We start from the raw sequence: 17,299 nt of genomic DNA, 5'->3' as shown, positions 1-17,299 counted from the left end.
CGGGCCGAGGCCTGCCACCAGATCGCGCCGAAGCCGAGGACGGCCAGGACGGCGACCGGGGCGTAGTTGAAGGACTACCAGGTGACCGGGGAGACCTGCGGGAGCATGAAGAGGACGGTGATGACGACGACCCACGTCACCGAGATCACCCCGATGACCACCGACCAGCGCCCCAGATGCCAGGGGCCGCGCTCGAACGCGTCACCCTTCCGCACCCGCAGCAGCGTCGGGATCACGTACGCCACGTACAGGCCGATCACCGCGATCGAGGTCACGGCGGCGTAGGCCGTGTAGTTGATCAGGTAGGGGAGGCCGAGCGCGAGGGCGGAGAGCGCGGCGAGCCAGACCGCCGCCACGGGGGTGCGGGTGCGCGGGCTGACCGTGTGCCAGACGCGGGAGAACGGCAGCGCGCCGTCCCGGGAGAAGGCGTAGATCATGCGGCTGTTGGCGGTGACCGACGCCATTCCGCAGAAGAGCTGGGCGCCGATGACGACGAGGAGCAGGAGCTTGCCGGTGGTGGCGCCGAGCGCGTCCAGGAGGATCTGGGCCGGGGGCGCGCCGGTCGGGGAGGTCCGCTCCTTGTCGTACGACTGGATCGCGAACGTGAAGCCGAGGAGGAGGACGAAGCCGGCTATCCACGACGTCCAGATCGAGCGGACGATCCCCTTGGGGCCCGCCGTCGACGCGTCGTGCGTCTCCTCGGTCATGTGCGCCGAGGCGTCGTACCCGGTGAAGGTGTACTGCGCCATCAGCAGGCCCAGGAGGACGACGTACGGACCGCTGCTCCAGCCGGTCCTGTTCACGAACTCGGTGAAGACGAAGGACGCCGACTGGTGGTGGTCGGGAACGAAGGTCAGCGCGCCGACGATGACCGCGACACCCAGCACGTGCCACCACACGCTGACGCTGTTGAGGATCGCGACGATGCGGACGCCGAAGGTGTTGAGGAGGCCGTGCAGGACGAGGATGCCCGCGAAGAGGAGGATCGTCCGGCCCGGGGTGACCTTGAAGTCGAACTGCAGGTTCAGGTACGCGCCGAGGAAGGACGCGGCGCCGAAGTCGATGCCCGCGGTCACCGCCACCTGGCCCAGCACGTTGAACCAGCCCGTGAACCACGCCCAGGCCGCGGCCGAGCGGGGCGGGGCGAGCCGGTGGGCCCAGAAGTAGAGGCCGGCGGAGGTGGGGTAGGCCGAACAGATCTCGGCCATGGAGAGGCCGACGAAGAGGGTCATCAGGCCCACGGCCACCCAGCCCCAGGTGATCACGGCCGGCCCGCCGGTGATCATGCCGAAGAGGTAGAGGGTGAGACAGCCGGAGAGGACCGAGATGATCGTGAAGGAGACCGCGTAGTTCGAGAAGGCCGACATACGGCGGGCCAGAACCTGGGTGTAGCCGAGCTGTGCCAGCCGCTCCTCGTCGGAGAGGGCGCCGGAGGGCGACTTGGCTGTCGCGTCATCTGTCATGCCCCCAGCGATTCCCTCACCGGGGGCGTGACATGCGTCACAGCTTGGCCGAAAACAGTCTGGAATGGCCGTGAAACAGACTGCGGAAGTCTGAACAGGGGCCTGAACAGGCCTTAGAAGAGCGCCTTGTAGCCCTGCCAGCCCGTCGCGATCTTCACGCGCGCCGCGAACGCCCCCTTGCCGTTGCCCGTCTGCCGGAACAGGTTGCCCGCGGTGTCCCGCATCACCAGGTCGTTCCTGCCGTCCCCGGTGATGTCGCCGACGCCCACGACCGCGTTGTACGAGGCGTTCCAGTGCGCGGCGACCTTCACCCGCTCCTTCACCTGGCCCGCGCGGGTGCCGTCGTAGCGCCACAAGGTGCCGGCCTTGTCGACCGCCAGCACGTCCCCGAAGCCGTCGCCGTTCAGGTCACCGGCGCCGACGATCTTCGTGTACGCCGACCAGGTGCGGATCTTGACCCCGGCCTTGAGCTTGCCGCTGCCGTTGTCTGCGAACAGGTAGACGTCCCCGGTGGAGGCCTTGCGGGCCAGCAGGTCGGTCCGGCCGTCGCCGGTGAGGTCGCCGGGGGCGGTGAGGACGTTGTACGCGTTCCAGCCGGTGCCGAGGGAGATGTGCTTGTCGGACGGCTTGTACGAGCCCCCGCACTTGCCGGTGTACCGGCGCAGCTCCCCGTTCGGCATCCGCACCAGCATCTCGGCGCACCGGTCGCCGGTCATGTCCCCGAAGGGCACGGCGGCCGTGCCCGCCGGCCAGCCGGAGGCCGTCCACGCGCCGCTGAACTTGCCGTTGCCCGTGGTGGAGTGCAGCGTGAGGCCGCCGGAGGAGCTGAGGGTGGCCAGGTCGCCGTAGCTGTACCCGCTCTGGTCGTGGAAGCCCTGGGTGCCTCCGGTGTAGCCGAACTTCCCGCTCGTGGTGTACGTGCCCGAGCCCTCGACGGCGGTGGCGGTCAGCGTCCAGGTCTTCGGACCGTTGAGCGGATAGCCGCCCGAGTCGTTCGTCCCGTCCCAGTCGAGGTCGACGGACGCACCGCTGCCCTTGATGGTGCGGTCGGCGTGCCCGTGGGCGTCCTTCACCGTGAAGGTCCAGTTCGCGGGCTTGCTGAGCTGCCAGAGGCTGTCCCAGGTGGTGCTGCCGGAGACACCTTCCCTGGCGTCCTCGTCCGAGTCGTCCACATCCGACTCGATCCCCGTCAGGGACTGCGTCGGCACCCCGCTCGGCACGATCCGGATCACGTCGTCCGGGCCGACGTACGCGATGTCGCCGCCGAACTTGTCCACGGACCAGGTCAGCCGCCGCTGGTCGGCGGTGTGCCCGGCGGGCAGGTCGGCGATCGCGCGCGCCGCGGCCGCCGTCCCGGTGTGGAAGTCCGTCAGCATGAGCCTGCCCGCGGTCCGGTCGTGCTGGACGAGGTAGCCGTCGCCGACGAGCACCGGGCCGGAGGGCACCTTGATGTTCTTCTTCGCCGTACGGTCGTACACGCCCGCGGCGCCGGTCGGGCCGCAGTTCCAGTAGATCCAGCGGCCGACGACCTGGAGCTCCTTGACCGTGCAGGGCGCGCCGGTGGAGACGGTCGCGACCGTCTTCTTCGCCTCCAGGTCGTATCCGGTGACGACGCCGTTGCCGGTGCCCGGCGTCCACAGCGTCGACCCCCACACGGAGGCGGCGGTGACGGACCGGGTCATCCGGACGTCCTCGTAGCGGTACGGGTTCACCGCGTCGACGTACTGCTTGCCGGTGGAGGACGCCTGGTAGACGTAGTAGCGGCCGGTGGCGTCGACGAAACGGCCGCCGGTGACGGTGGGTTCGGGACCGCCGTCCAGCGTGGTGTCGGTCAGGTGGATCTGGGCCGTCTGCCTGCCGGTGCCGTCGTCCATGAAGTCGCCGACCCAGGTGTTGCCGAAGGTCCGCATCGGCACACAGCCCTGCGGACCCGCGTCGCACGGCACCCGCTGGAGATGGTCGCCGTACGCGTACGTGTCGGCGAACCCGCGGTCCGTCTTCTCCAGCACCGTGGATCCGTCGGCCGAGATCTTCCGGCCGATCACCCACTGGTAGCCGCTCGGCGTGTTCTCCACGGTGGTCAGGAAGCCACCCGCGTAGTCGATGCCCCAGACGCCGTCCGTCGTGATCGGCGTGGGGGTGGTGCCCGCGGCGGCGGTGCCCGCGGTGGTCAGCGAACCGGCGCCGAGGGCGGCCAGGCTGACAAGAGTGAGTGCGATCCGGGCATGCCGGCTCAAGGAACCCCCCAGGAAGTCAAGAAAGTCAAAGGATGTTAACAACCGGCACACAGGCACCAGTAGTGAATTGCCCGTGAACGGAAGGCTGTTGGCGGATCGGCGGCGGGGTCCGGGGACGCGGAAGGGCCCGTACGACAGGTCGTCGTACGGGCCCTTCCTCAGCTCACTCGGTGTCAGCCGTTGCGCTTCCAGCGCGGCTTGTCGTCGCGGCGGCCGAAGGAGCCGGAGGACGAGCCGCGGTGGTCGTCACGACGGCCGACCGGGCGGTCGTGGCCGCTGTGGCCGCCGCTGCGGAAGCCCGGGCGGTCGTCGCGGCGGTCGCGGTTGAAGGGACGGTCGCTGCCACGGTGGCCGGACGGACGGTCGTCACGGCGGAAGCCACCGCGGTCGTCACGACGCTCGAAGGAGCGGCCGCCACGGTCGTCACGGTCACGGTCGAAGGAACGGCCACCGCGGTCGTCACGGCGGAACCCGCCACGGTCGCCGCGGTCGCCCCGGTCGTCACGACGCTCGTCGCGGCGGAAGCCACCACGGTCGTCACGGCGGTCCCGGTTGAACGGACGGTCGGTGCGGTCCCGGTCCCGGTCGAAGGAACGGCCACCACGGTCGTCGCGGTCGAAGGGGCGGCGGTCCTCACGGCGTTCGAAACCGCGCTCGCGGTTTTCGCGGCGCTCGAAGGGGCGGCCGCCGCGGTCGTCACGGCGGTCGTCGCGACGCTCGAAGCCACGGTCACGGTCCCGGTTGAACGGACGGTCGCCGCGGTCCCGGTCCCGGTCGAAGGAACGCTTCTCGAAGCCGCGCTCCCGGTTGTCCCGGCGCTCGGTCTCCCGCGCCGCCGGAACCGTCGGCTCGGCCGCCACGACGGCCTCCTCGACCACCGCGGCCTCCGCCTGGGCCACCGCCGTCTCCGGGTCCTCGCCGCGCTCGCGGGCGACCCGGGCGACCAGCCGGTCGGCCTCGTCGCGCAGCTCGGCGGCCCGGCGCTGCGCCCGCTCCAGCTCCTTGGTGAGCTGGGCGACCTCGCGCTCGGCCTGCTGCGCCGCGTTGGCCGCGGACTCGGACTGGACCTCGGTCATCGAACGGGCGCCGGTGATCTCGGCCACGTCGGGCTCGAAGGCCGTACCGGAGTTGATGATGTGACGCCCGGCGTCGACGCCCGCGTCCTCCATGAGGCGGAAGATCTGGCGGCGCTGGTGCGGGAGCGAGAGGGAGACGACCGTGCCGGTGCGGCCGGCGCGGGCGGTACGGCCGGCCCGGTGCAGGTAGTCCTTGTGGTCACCGGCCGGGTCGACGTTGAGGACCAGGTCGATGCCGTCGACGTGGATGCCGCGGGCGGCGACGTCGGTGGCGACGAGGACGTTGACGTAGCCGTCCTTGAAGTCCGCCAGGGTCCTGGTGCGGGCGCCCTGGGTCATGCCGCCGTGCAGCGCGTCGGCCTTCACGCCGGAGTCGCGCAGCTGCTCGGCGACGCGGTCCGCCCCCAGCTGGGTGCGGACGAAGATGATCGTGCGGCCCTTGCGGGAGGCGATCGCGGCGGTGACCGGCGCCTTGTCCTTGGGCTTCACGATGAGGATGTGGTGCGACATGGTCGTGACCGCGCCCTGGGCCGCGTCCACCTCGTGGTGGACGGGGTTGTTCAGGTAGCGCTCGACGAGGGTCTGGATCTCGTTCTCCATCGTGGCGGAGAAGAGCATGCGCTGGCCGCCGGCCGGGATCTGGTCGAGCAGCTCGGTGACCTCGGGCAGGAAGCCCAGGTCGGACATCTGGTCGGCCTCGTCGAGGACGGCGATCTGCACGTCCTCCAGGGAGCAGGCGCCGCGGTTGATGATGTCGCGCAGGCGGCCCGGGGTGGCGACGAGGATGTCCACGCCGCGCTCCAGGGCGTAGATCTGGTTGCCCATGGACGTACCGCCGCAGACGACCTTCATCTTCAGGCCGAGGACGTCGCCGTAGGGCTGGAGCGCGTCGGCGACCTGCATCGCCAGCTCGCGCGTCGGGGTGAGGATGACGGCACGCGGCCGCTTCTTCTCGGTGCGGCCGCCGGCCAGCGTGGCCAGGGTGGGCAGACCGAAGGAGAGGGTCTTGCCGGAGCCGGTGCGGCCGCGGCCGAGGATGTCCTTGCCGACCAGGGCGTCCGGGATGGTCGCGGCCTGGATCGGGAAGGGGGTCGTCACGCCGTTCTGCGCGAGCTTGCGCACGACGCCCTCGGGGAGACCGAGGTCGGCGAAGGTGGTCTGGGGGGTGGTGTCGGTGGTGTCAGCGGTCTCCTCGGAGACCTGGGTCACCAGCTCGTCGTCCTGGATGTTCTCGGGCACAACGATCTGGTCATTACTGGACACGGACATGCGAATGCGAAACCTTCCGGAGTCTCGTCGGCACGCGCCCGTCAACTCCGTGATTCGCTCACGACCGCCTCAATGCGGTCCGCCACGGCAAGGGAGAGTACGCGCCACACGGCGCGCTCTGCGGTGGCGCCGGGCAAATGGGATCAAACGATCTACCACCATACGCACCCAACACCCACGAAGGCAAACCGAGCCACAACCTCGCAGCTCACAGCAGGTTCACCACAACCCCATCGACGCTCACGCCGATCCCTCGGCGCACAGATCACACAGATCACGTGCGCCGGACTGGATAGACCGGACGCGCAGCCCTACAGACGCTCCCAACACCCGACCCCACCCGTCTTCTTCCCCGACCTGAGAACGCCTTCCCCAAGCAGCCCGGACCCTACGCCGGTGTTCCCGCCGCCGGTGCCGGTTCCCGCTGGACCAGTTGCGTCCCCGTGCCCTCGTGTGCCGACGAGGACGGCTCGGCCGACGGCGGGTCCGTCGCCGGAGGCGGCGGGGTGGGGGAGTCCGGCGGCGGCGTGGGTGAGGCCGCCGGCGGCGCGGGCGTCGTCGGGGCCCCCGTCGGCCCGGCCGGCACCCCCGGCTGCACGCTCCTGCCCGGCTTCACCGGCACCCCCGGCACCGCGCTCGACCCCTTCGACGGCTCGGCGGACGCCGACGCCGACTCCCCCGGCTTCGCCTTCGCCCCGTGCCCGCGCTTCCCGTCGGCCGCCGCACCGCCGTACCCCGCACCGCCCTCGCCGGACACCCCGGACCCGCCGTCGGCCACGTCACCGTCCCGGTGCCCCGCGGAGTGCGACGGCCTCGCCTTGCCCGCGTCGTTCCCCACGTTCACACAGCCGGCGGCGGCCGCGACCGCCATCACCGTGACGGCCAGACGGACGGGTACGTTCAAGGGGCGCACGGCGGCCACCTCCGAGGGCGGAGAAAGAGTCAACCTGCCCAACTCCCGCCGCCCACAAGAGGACACGCAACCGGCTCGGCCCCCGTCAGCCGTATCCCAGGGCGTGCAGGCGCGCGTCGTCGATGCCGAAGTGGTGGGCGATCTCGTGCACCACCGTCACCTCCGTCTCCGCGACGACCTCCTCGCGCGACGCGCACATCCGCAGTGTCGGCCCGCGATAGACGGTGATCCGGTCCGGCAGCACGCCCGCGTACCACTCGCCGCGATCGGTGAGCGGAGTCCCCTCGTAGAGCCCGAGCAGCTCGGGGTCCGACGGATCGTCGGGTTCGTCCTCGACGAACACCGCCACGTTGTCCATCAGCCGGGTCAGCTCCGGCGGGATCCGGTCGAGCGCCTCGGCGACCAGTTCCTCGAACTCCTCGCGCGTCATCTCCAGCACAGGCCCATTCTCCGGTACGGAACGCCCGTGCGAGAGTCGTGAGCCCCGGGCAGGCAAGCCACGAGGCCCGCATATCAGCCCCCGAGCCTGGGCATACGGCACCAATGGCCCGCGTCCGCACCCGAACCCGAGCCCAGTCCCGCAACGGAGCCCAGACCGAGACCCACACCAGAGACCGAACAGGAACGCGCATCCGCACCGGCACCCGGGCCCGTCTCCGGGCGGTCGCCGGCCGGGCCGGAGTCCGGCCCGCGGGCCAGGCCCCCCTTCCCGTCCTGGAGCTGGCCCCCGAGGCGCACCGGCCGGCCGCCTGGAGCCGGGTCCTCGGCCTGACCGCCGTCGTCCTCGTCGGCGCCTGGCTCGGCCTGCTGATCGTCGGGAACGTCCGCGCCCAGGTCGGCCCCATGGACACGACGATGACGCTGCGCCCGTCCCTCACCGGCGGCACGAAGATCAACGTCTCCCCGCTGGGCGCCCTCTACCTGGACACCCACGCCGGTCCCGTCCGCCTCGACGTCAACGTCGACCAGCTCGACCCGGTCCGCGCCCAGGCCCTGGTCGACCACCCCGAGCGCCTCTCCGGGCTCCAGGACGAGGTCGCGCACGACGTCGAGCACGGCACCCTCGACCTGGCCGTACGCTCCGGCGTGGCCGTCGTCGCCGGCGCCACCGCCCTCGGTCTCGCGGTCTACCGCCGCCCGCGCCGCGCCCTGACCGCCGGCGGCCTCGCCCTCGCCCTGCTCGCCTCGTCCGGCGCGACCGCGTTCGCCACCTGGAACCCCGAGTCGGTCCTGGAACCGAGGTTCTCCGGCCTGCTCTCCTCCGCCCCGGCACTGGTCGGCAACGCGCGCAGCATCGTCACCGAATTCGACGTCTACCAGAAGGAACTGGCCCGCCTGGTGACCAACGTGACGAAGCTGTACGGCGTCACGTCCACGCTCCCCGCCTACTCACCGGACCCGGCCACCCTGCGCGTCCTGCACGTCTCCGACATCCACCTGAACCCGGCGAGCTGGAAGATCATCGCCTCGCTGGTGGAGCAGTACAAGGTGAACGTGATCGTCGACTCCGGCGACACCATGGACCACGGCATCGCGGCCGAGAACGGCTTCCTGGACCCCGTCGCCGACCTGGGCGTGCCCTACGTCTGGGTCCGGGGCAACCACGACTCCCGCACCACCCAGCGCTACCTCTCCCGCATGAAGAACGTGCACGTCCTGGACGACGGCCGCGCCGAGACGATCGCCGGGCTGAGCTTCGCCGGGATCGGCGACCCCCAGTTCACCCCCGACCGCTCTTCCGTGCCCGGCGGCGACGCGGCCGAGGAACTGGCCGGCGACCGCCTCGCCACGGCCCTGCGGGAGCAGCGGGCGGCAGGCACCCCGGTGGACGTCGCGATCGTCCACGAACCGTCGGCGGCCCGGATGACGGACGGCGAGGTGCCCCTGGTCCTGGCGGGTCACCTGCACCACGAGCAGACGGAGCTCCTCCCGCACGGCACCCGGCTCCGGGTGGAGGGCTCCACGGGCGGCAGCGGACTACGGGCCGTCGAGGGCAAGTACCCGGACCCGATCGAGGCCTCGATCCTCTACTTCGACCGGGACAGCCGCCGCCTCCAGGCCTGGGACGAGATCAGACTGGGCGGCCTGGGCGAGACGACGGCCGAGGTCAGCCGCCACCTCCCGGAAGACAACCAACCGGGCGCGTCCCCGTCCCCCTCGCAGAGCCCGTCGCCCCCAGGAGGCACGACCGGCACGCCCTCGCCCACGGCGCCGTAAACCGTTTTGGCGATACTCCCCGCCATCCCATATGCTTCTCACGTCCCCGACGCGCTGACGAAGCGCCCAGGCGGGCCGATAGCCCTCATCGTCTAGCGGCCTAGGACGCCGCCCTTTCAAGGCGGTAGCACGGGTTCGAATCCCGTTGGGGGCACGCAAGATCGTGTGCGACACTGTTGCACACAAGCTTGGTCCTGTGGAGCAGTTTGGAGTGCTCGCCACCCTGTCAAGGTGGAGGCCGCGGGTTCAAATCCCGTCAGGACCGCTGAGGTTTCACGTGAAACCTCGTGGCTGGGTAGCTCAGTTGGTACGAGCGATCGCCTGAAAAGCGATAGGTCGCCGGTTCGACCCCGGCCCCAGCCACAACAGACAGCCTCTCCGGGATTCCGGAGGGGCTGTTCTCATTCCGCGCCCGAGCCCCTGCGCTTCTTCCACTCCCGTTGCATCAGCTCCAGCTTTTCGTAGAAGTCGGGGTCCTCGGCGATCGTCCCCGATGTGAAGGGGATGGGCAGCAGGAACGACCTGCCATCGGTCCGGGTGACTCCGATCTGAGTGATGGACCCGTTGCGCCCACGACCCGTGAGCGCGTGGATGCTCTCGATGTCCCGCCAGCCCACGCGCCGGCGTCCGGTCATCCCGCGAGTGCGCAGGCCCTCCGCGTCGATGCGTGTCCAGCCTGTCGGCATCCCCGCCAGTGGCACGAACAGCACGGTCGGTATCAGCCCGAACATGAACCACAGGCCCACGGCGGAGCCGGTCTGGCCGTCGGCCAGGTACCTGGCCGCACGCACACTCACCGCCCCGGCCCACCCCGCCATCCCCAACGCGAACGCCCACATCACCAAGCGCTGCCTGCGCGTGTACCGAAAGACCGTCTCGCCCATCCGTGCAGTCTGGCAGCGGTCCGCCGGCGGACTCCGTTTTGATCAAGATCAGGGCGGAGTATGGCGTTCCTTTGAAGTCGAGCTGTGACCATGACGACCGCATGACAACGCTGAGCCGACCCGCCTCCTCCGGCGATCTCGTGACCCCACCCGCGAACGCTCCGTGGAGACCTCGTGCGCAGATCCCGCCCCACCGTCGGGCTGTCACTCGCCATGATCGTCACGGCGGGGGTGATGAGCGCCGATCGCCGCGCACGGCGTCCTGAGGCTCTCGGCGGCCACGCTGCGGGCCGACTCGAACGGCGTGGACGCGGTGCAGCTCCAGCTCGTCACCGGCAACGCGAAGGCGAGCGGCGCGCTCACCCTCTACCCCCACGGCATCACCCGCCCGGGCACCGCCGACACCGCCTTCGAGCCGGGCCGGGCGGCCACCGCCGAGACGACGGTGCAGGTCACCCCGACCGGTTCGGTCGACCTCTACAACGGCAGCTCCGGCGCGGTGACGGTCAACATCGCCACGGTCGGCCTCCAGTCCCACGCCCAGTATGCCGACACCTACCCCGGCGTCTACTCGCTGAGCTTCACGAAGGGGGATACCGCGGCCGGCCGCGCGCTGGTCAGGGTCGGCACCGGCGGCGAGGCCGACCTCTACAACGCCGCCACCGTCCCGGTGAACGTGTACGCCGACCTGGTGGGCGACTACGACGTCTTCCCCGCCGCGTCCTGAATCTCCTTGGCGGCGTGACCCGCCGCCGCTAGGTTCTGGCGGGTCAACACGTCACCAGGGTGGGGAAGATGAACCGGGATCAGGACATACAGCTGGAGAAGGACCGTGCCCGCTACGGCCTCCTCGCCGTCGTCGTCAGCAACCTCTCGATCGCCGCGGTCGCGGTCTTCGGCGTCTGGCGGCTCAACGGCAACGAGTCGGTGATCATCGGCGTCCTCACCGCCGCCTTCACGGCGGTGAGCAGCATGACCACGGCGTACCTGGGGATCAAGGCCGTCTCCAACACCGCGAAGTCCATGGCAGCGGCCGTCTCCACGCCCCCCACCGGAACCCCCGTCCCTCCCACCCAGCGAACCTCGTAGGGGGTTTCACTCACCCGCGCTGTTCGGTGCCGCCGCGCCCACCCTCCCCCACGCTCGGCTTCGCTCGCGCGGGGGTACCCCCGGCCGAAGGCCGGGGGAGGAACTGCGCGACCAGCCCCCACTCACTCGCAGCCGAAACACAAGGGCGTCCCCCAGAACCCTCGGCCAAACCGCCGGAGGCAATTCGTTCGCCATGAATTTCCCCGAGGTGAGATCCTGGACCGCGTATGTCTACGCATCCCGCCCCCGCCCTCGGCCCCCTCGCCCCCCGCCTGACCGAGCTCTCACTGCGCGACGCGCACCGGCTCGGGCGCAGGCTGGAAGGTGCGCGCAAGATCCGTAAGCCGGAGGCCCGGGCCGCCGTCCTCGCAGAGATCGAGGCAGAGGTGGCCAGGGCCGAGGAACGGATGGCCGCCCGGCGCGCCGTCGTGCCCGCCGTCTCGTACCCCGAGCAGTTGCCCGTCAGCCAGAAGAAGGACGAGATCGCCGAGGCGATACGCGATCACCAGGTCGTGATCGTCGCCGGCGAGACCGGCTCCGGGAAGACCACCCAGATCCCCAAGATCTGCCTGGAGCTCGGGCGCGGCGTACGCGGCATGATCGGGCACACCCAGCCCCGCCGGATCGCCGCCCGTACCGTCGCCGAGCGGGTGGCGGAGGAGCTGCGGACGCCGCTCGGGGAGGCCGTCGGCTGGAAGGTCCGCTTCACCGACCAGGTGAACCCGGACGCCACCTTCGTCAAGCTGATGACGGACGGCATCCTGCTCGCCGAGATCCAGACCGACCGCGAGCTGCGCGCCTACGACACGATCATCATCGACGAGGCCCACGAGCGGTCCCTCAACATCGACTTCCTGCTGGGCTACCTCGCCCAGCTGCTGCCGCGCCGGCCCGACCTCAAGGTCGTCATCACCTCCGCCACCATCGACCCCGAGCGCTTCTCCCGGCACTTCGGCGACGCCCCGGTCATCGAGGTGAGCGGCCGGACGTACCCGGTGGAGGTGCGGTACCGGCCGCTCCTCGAAGAGGACGCCGAGGACGCCGACCGGGACCAGATCACCGCCATCTGCGACGCCGTGGAGGAGCTCCAGGGCGAGGGACAGGGAGACATCCTCGTCTTCCTCTCCGGGGAGCGGGAGATCCGGGACACCGCCGACGCACTCACCAGGAAGAACTACCGGTTCACCGAGGTCCTCCCCCTCTACGCCCGGCTCTCGCACGCCGAGCAGCACCGGGTCTTCCAGCCGCACACCGGTCGCAGGATCGTTCTGGCGACCAACGTCGCCGAGACCTCGCTCACCGTCCCGGGCATCAAGTACGTCATCGACCCCGGCTTCGCCCGGATCTCCCGCTACAGCCACCGCACCAAGGTGCAGCGGCTGCCCATCGAGGCGATCAGCCAGGCCAGCGCGAACCAGCGCAAGGGCCGCTGCGGCCGTACCTCCGACGGCATCTGCATCCGGCTGTACAGCGAGGACGACTTCGTCTCCCGGCCGGAGTTCACGGACGCCGAGATCCTCCGTACCAACCTGGCGAGCGTCATCCTGCAGATGACCGCGGCCGGCCTCGGCGACATCGAGAAGTTCCCCTTCATCGACCCGCCGGACCACCGCAACATCCGGGACGGGGTGCAGCTGCTCCAGGAGCTGGGCGCGATCGACCCGGCCGAGAAGGACCCGCGCAGGCGGCTCACCGACACCGGCCGCAAGCTCGCCCAGCTGCCCGTCGACCCGCGCCTCGCCCGCATGGTCCTGGAGGCCGACAAGAACGGCTGTGTCCGCGAGGTCATGGTCATCGCCGCCGCGCTCTCCATCCAGGACCCGCGCGAACGCCCGGCCGACAAACAGACCCAGGCCGACCAGCAGCACGCCCGCTTCCGCGACGAGACCAGCGACTTCCTCGCCTTCCTCAACCTGTGGAGGTACGTGAGGGAGCAGCAGAAGGAGCGCGGCTCCAGCTCCTTCCGGCGCATGTGCAAGCAGGAGTACCTGAACTTCCTGCGCATCCGGGAGTGGCAGGACATCTACACGCAGCTGCGTACGGTCGCCAAGCAGATGGGCATCCACCTCAACGAGGAGGACGCCCCCGGCGACCGCGTGCACGTCTCCCTCCTCGCCGGCCTGCTCTCGCACGTCGGCATGAAGGACGTGAAGGACGGTGCCAAGAACGAGTACCTGGGGGCGCGCAACGCGAAGTTCGCGCTCTTCCCGGGCTCCGCGCTCTTCAAGAAGGCCCCGCGGTTCGTGATGTCGGCGGAGCTGGTGGAGACCTCGCGGCTGTGGGCCCGGGTCAACGCGAAGATCGAGCCGGAGTGGGTCGAGCCGCTCGCCGGGCACCTCCTGAAGCGGACGTACAGCGAGCCGCACTGGGAGAAGGACCAGGCGGCCGTGATGGCGTTCGAGAAGGTCACGCTCTACGGCGTACCGATCATCGCCGACCGGAAGGTGAACTACGGCCGGATCGACCCGGAGACCAGCCGCGAGCTTTTCATTCGCAACGCACTGGTCGAGGGCGACTGGCGGACCCACCACAAGTTCTTCGCCGACAACCGCAAGCTGCTGAGCGAGGTCGAGGAACTCGAACACCGCGCCCGGCGCCGGGACATCGTCGTCGACGACGACACGCTCTTCGACTTCTACGACCAGCGGGTGCCCGAGCACGTCGTCTCCGGAGCCCACTTCGACTCCTGGTGGAAGCGGAAACGGCACGAGCAGCCGGAGTTCCTGGACTTCGAGCGGGAGATGCTGATCCGGGAGTCGGCGGGAGCGGTCACCAAGACCGACTACCCGGATTCCTGGCGGCAGGGCCAGCTGAAGTTCCGGGTGACGTACCAGTTCGAGCCGGGCGCGGACGCCGACGGCGTGACCGTCCACATCCCGCTCCAGGTCCTCAACCAGGTGAGGGACGAGGGCTTCGACTGGCAGATCCCGGGCCTGCGGGAAGAGGTGGTGACGGAGCTGATCCGCACCCTGCCCAAGCCGATCCGCCGCAACTACGTGCCCGCGCCGAACTTCGCGAAGCGCTTCCTGGACACCGCGGTCCCCCTCCAGGAGCCGCTCACCACGACCATGACGCGTGAGCTGAAGCGGATGGTCGGCGTGCCCTTCGAGGCCGAGGACTTCGACTGGACGAAGGTCCCCGACCATCTGAAGATCACCTTCCGGATCGTCGACGAACGGCGCCGGAAGCTGGCCGAGGACAAGGACCTGGAGGCGCTGAAGCTCCGGCTGAAGCCGAAGGCCCGCCAGGCGCTCTCCCAGGCCGCCGCGGCCACCGCGGAACGCCAGGGCGGCGAGTCCCTGGAGCGCAAGGGCCTCACGGACTGGACGATCGGCACCCTCACCCGCGTCTTCGAGACCCGCCGGGCCGGCCAGCCGGTCAAGGCGTACCCCGCCCTCGTCGACGACGGCGACACGGTCTCCGTCCGCCTCTTCGACACCGAGGAGGAGCAGACCGAGGCGATGTGGAAGGGCACGCGGCGGCTCATCCTGCGCAACATCCCGGTGAACCCGGCGAAGTTCGCGTCGGAGAAGCTGACGAACGCCCAGAAGCTCGCGCTGTCGGCGAACCCGCACGGCACCATCCAGGCCCTGTTCGACGACTGCGCGATGGCGGCGGCGGACAAGCTGATCGCCGACTTCGGGGGGCCGGTGTGGGACGAGGAGTCGTACCGGAAGCTGTACGACAAGGTGCGTGCCGAGATCGTCGACACGACGGTCCGGACGGTCGGCCAGGTGCAGCAGGTCCTCGCCGCCTGGCAGGCCTGTGAGCGCCGCCTGAAGGCCGTACGCAGCCCCGCGCTGCTGGCGAACCTGACGGACGTCCGCAAGCAGCTGGACGCCCTCGTGAAGCCCGGCTTCGTGACGTGGGCCGGCATACGTCGCCTCCCCGATCTGATGCGCTATCTGGTGGCGGCGGACCGCCGCCTCCAGCAGATGCCGACCAACGTCCAGCGGGACACCACCCGCATGGAGAAGGTCCACGAGATGCAGGACGAGTACGCCTGGCTCCTGGAGCAGCTCCCGAAGGGCCGGCCGGTGCCGCAGCAGGTCCTGGACATCCGCTGGATGCTGGAGGAGCTGCGGGTCAGCTACTTCGCGCATGCGCTGGGCACGGCGTACCCGATCTCGGACAAGCGGATCGTGAAGGCGATCGACACGGCAGCTCCGTAACCGACCGGCCACGCTGGGTGAGTTCGACCAGGGCCCACCCCCTCCTGTACAGTCCTTCTCGCAGCACAGCGCAAGACAAAGTGCCGCGAAACCTGGTCCTGTGGAGCAGTTTGGAGTGCTCGCCACCCTGTCAAGGTGGAGGCCGCGGGTTCAAATCCCGTCAGGACCGCGTGAGGCTGAGGCCCCGCATCCCGTCAAGGGTTGCGGGGCCTCACACGTACCACGACCACCCGCCGCCCCGCCAGGGCCGAGGCCGCGCCCGCGGCGCAAGCCGCAATCGGATTCAGCAAATCCCGTCAGGACCGCATGAGGCTGAGGCCCCGCATCCCGTCAAGGGTTGCGGGGCCTCACACGTACCACCACCACCACCGCCCGGCCAAGGGTCGCGGGCCTTTCGCGTGCCCGCGGCGGCTGTCCCGACGGCACGGACGGTCGTGGTCCGGAAAAAAGTGGGCGGGAAGAGGGCCGGATCGGTCGCATGCGGTCGGTGTGGGGCGCGGCGCGTAGCGGTCTGCGCCCTTGACGGCGTCACATTCGCTGGCTACCCAGGAGGGAGGGCTCGGGTTGGTGTCGGCCCCTTCTGGAGGTGGCGTATGGCGGCTTCGGTGCGGCACGAGACGCGGGCGTTACTGAGGGCCCACCTGGCGGCCGCCTCGTCGTACCGGCATCTGACGCGCCACTGCGCGGTCTGCCGCCACCTGCTGCGGCTGGCCATGGACTCCGCCCCGCACGCCGCGGAGCCCCCCGAGCACGCCACGGAGGACCAGGGCGCCGCCGCCCCGTGACGGTGGGCCCCAACCGCCGTTGTCCCAGGGGCCGGTGGAGCGCGAGACTTCTCTAGCGCACCCGGGGCAGTACAAACAACCCGTGCGGTATGTGACGGGTGTCACCGCATGAGTTTCCGAAAGGGCGGTACTTACCCCCTTCCTACAACAGGTCAATTTAATATGTGCAATTGCACCACCCTGTGGACCCGGCTCCGGGCTCCCTCCGGTGCCCCGCACAGCGGATCCGACAGCGATCCCCAGACTCCGACAAGGCTGCTCACAGAGGCGCCGGTCAGGCTCGCCCAAGACCCCATGGGCGCACAAAAAAGATCGCGCTGGACCCGGCGGAGTCCAGCGCGATCTACGACGCACCCTGTGTCGCTTGCCTGAGAAGTTCTTGGCCTGGGCGTGGGCCCTGTTGGGGCAGGTCCCGCGTCGCTTGTAGCTAGGGTTGCGGGCGTCTCGGCCAGTTGGGGGACCGGTCGGTTTGCCCGCTATTCAGTTGGATCAGGCTTCGCTGCGCTGCTGCGGGATGCCCGCCAGCAGGGCGCGCACCTCAGCCTCGCGGTAACGGCGGTGTCCGCCGAGCGTGCGAATCGACGTGAGCTTGCCGGCCTTCGCCCACCGCGTGACCGTCTTGGGGTCGACGCGGAACATCGTGGCGACCTCAGCCGGGGTCAGCAGCGGCTCGGCATCAGGGGTGCGAGCGGTCATGAGCGGCCTCCTCGGGAGAACCGAACCTTCTCGGTTCTTTCCTCTAAATTCTGCACCTTGACCCGCGTTGCCCGAAATGGCGGACGCGAGTCGAGTCGGTTATAGGACGAACGGCTTGTCCTCGGCACTACAACTACACCATCTGTCCAGCCGCGTCGGCCAAACCGATGGAATTGCCCTCCCAGGTAGGCATCAGCCGCGGAAGCCGATGGACCATGCCATAGCGGACAGTCACGCCACTGTGACGATCAGTCACAGGACGATCAGGAGTCACCAGACCCCCCAAAGCACGTAATGCTGAGAATCCGCCCACAGTGCACCACACTTGGACGGATGGAGCCCTCCCCGGACTCCTTGTCCTATTTTGGCACGAGGAGTGGCAAGAGGCGCAAGAGCCGCGTAAGTGCTATCCGTCACCCTTGACGCAAAAGCCCGGATCAGGATCCAACGTCCTGTGCGTTCACTGAAGTGCCGTCAACGTACGTTGTTTCATGGCAT

11 protein-coding genes, 4 tRNA genes and 1 pseudogene are annotated in these 17,299 nt (G+C 69.8%); 9 read left to right on the top strand and 7 right to left on the bottom strand.

Annotation, left to right across the window (positions count from 1 at the left end; all coding sequences use genetic code 11):
* The 5 genes and pseudogenes from JF597_RS28130 to JF597_RS28110 all read right to left on the bottom strand — a co-directional run.
* Positions 1 to 1,463: pseudogene (locus JF597_RS28130) on the bottom strand (amino acid permease); the annotation flags it as partial.
* A 113-nt stretch (positions 1,464 to 1,576) separates the two neighbouring features.
* Complete coding sequence (locus JF597_RS28125) at positions 1,577 to 3,700, bottom strand: VCBS repeat-containing protein (protein WP_294001975.1); 2,124 nt, start codon at positions 3,698 to 3,700, stop codon at positions 1,577 to 1,579.
* A gap of 173 nt (positions 3,701 to 3,873) precedes the next feature.
* Positions 3,874 to 6,045: a DEAD/DEAH box helicase gene (locus JF597_RS28120; RefSeq protein ID WP_294001974.1), complete on the bottom strand. Its 2,172-nt coding sequence runs from the start codon at positions 6,043 to 6,045 to the stop codon at positions 3,874 to 3,876.
* Between the two features lie 388 nt (positions 6,046 to 6,433).
* The gene (locus JF597_RS28115) at positions 6,434 to 6,958 is read right to left on the bottom strand and encodes a hypothetical protein (protein ID WP_294001972.1); all 525 of its coding nucleotides are present in this window, start codon (positions 6,956 to 6,958) and stop codon (positions 6,434 to 6,436) included.
* 85 nt (positions 6,959 to 7,043) lie between these two features.
* Positions 7,044 to 7,397: a metallopeptidase family protein gene (locus JF597_RS28110; protein ID WP_218162377.1), complete on the bottom strand. Its 354-nt coding sequence runs from the start codon at positions 7,395 to 7,397 to the stop codon at positions 7,044 to 7,046.
* A gap of 104 nt (positions 7,398 to 7,501) precedes the next feature.
* On the opposite strand from JF597_RS28110, the gene JF597_RS28105 reads away from it, so the two are divergent.
* The 4 genes from JF597_RS28105 (at position 7,502) to JF597_RS28090 (ending at position 9,538) form a co-directional block, all read left to right on the top strand.
* The gene (locus JF597_RS28105; protein ID WP_294001968.1) at positions 7,502 to 9,175 is read left to right on the top strand and encodes a metallophosphoesterase; all 1,674 of its coding nucleotides are present in this window, start codon (positions 7,502 to 7,504) and stop codon (positions 9,173 to 9,175) included.
* Positions 9,176 to 9,256: 81 nt separating this feature from the next.
* Positions 9,257 to 9,329: transfer RNA gene (locus tag JF597_RS28100), tRNA-Glu, on the top strand.
* Positions 9,330 to 9,365: 36 nt separating this feature from the next.
* Positions 9,366 to 9,440, top strand: a tRNA-Asp gene (locus tag JF597_RS28095).
* 24 nt (positions 9,441 to 9,464) lie between these two features.
* Positions 9,465 to 9,538, top strand: a tRNA-Phe gene (locus JF597_RS28090).
* A gap of 38 nt (positions 9,539 to 9,576) precedes the next feature.
* Here JF597_RS28090 and JF597_RS28085 read toward each other — a convergent pair.
* Positions 9,577 to 10,059: a PH domain-containing protein gene (locus JF597_RS28085; protein ID WP_294001967.1), complete on the bottom strand. Its 483-nt coding sequence runs from the start codon at positions 10,057 to 10,059 to the stop codon at positions 9,577 to 9,579.
* A gap of 304 nt (positions 10,060 to 10,363) precedes the next feature.
* Between JF597_RS28085 and JF597_RS28080 the strand changes: the two genes are divergently transcribed.
* The 5 genes from JF597_RS28080 to JF597_RS28060 all read left to right on the top strand — a co-directional run bounded on the left by JF597_RS28080 (position 10,364) and on the right by JF597_RS28060 (position 16,105).
* A complete protein-coding gene (locus tag JF597_RS28080) occupies positions 10,364 to 10,786 on the top strand; it encodes a hypothetical protein (RefSeq protein ID WP_294001966.1) in 423 nt (140 codons plus the stop codon).
* Between the two features lie 68 nt (positions 10,787 to 10,854).
* Positions 10,855 to 11,148, top strand: coding sequence for a hypothetical protein (locus JF597_RS28075; protein ID WP_294001965.1), 294 nt, complete (start codon positions 10,855 to 10,857; stop codon positions 11,146 to 11,148).
* A 227-nt stretch (positions 11,149 to 11,375) separates the two neighbouring features.
* A complete protein-coding gene (gene hrpA / locus JF597_RS28070) occupies positions 11,376 to 15,320 on the top strand; it encodes an ATP-dependent RNA helicase HrpA (protein WP_294001964.1) in 3,945 nt (1,314 codons plus the stop codon).
* A gap of 94 nt (positions 15,321 to 15,414) precedes the next feature.
* A tRNA-Asp gene (locus JF597_RS28065) sits at positions 15,415 to 15,489 on the top strand.
* Between the two features lie 424 nt (positions 15,490 to 15,913).
* Complete coding sequence (locus JF597_RS28060; RefSeq protein ID WP_294001963.1) at positions 15,914 to 16,105, top strand: DUF6274 family protein; 192 nt, start codon at positions 15,914 to 15,916, stop codon at positions 16,103 to 16,105.
* Between the two features lie 489 nt (positions 16,106 to 16,594).
* Here JF597_RS28060 and bldC read toward each other — a convergent pair whose 3' ends face one another.
* Positions 16,595 to 16,801, bottom strand: coding sequence for a developmental transcriptional regulator BldC (bldC, locus tag JF597_RS28055; protein ID WP_003949541.1), 207 nt, complete (start codon positions 16,799 to 16,801; stop codon positions 16,595 to 16,597).
* Positions 16,802 to 17,299: the final 498 nt, after the last annotated feature.

This window comes from Streptomyces sp. (assembly GCF_019510245.1).
In the GTDB taxonomy this organism is placed as follows: domain Bacteria; phylum Actinomycetota; class Actinomycetes; order Streptomycetales; family Streptomycetaceae; genus Streptomyces.
This window is presented reverse-complemented; position numbering and strand designations above follow the sequence as displayed.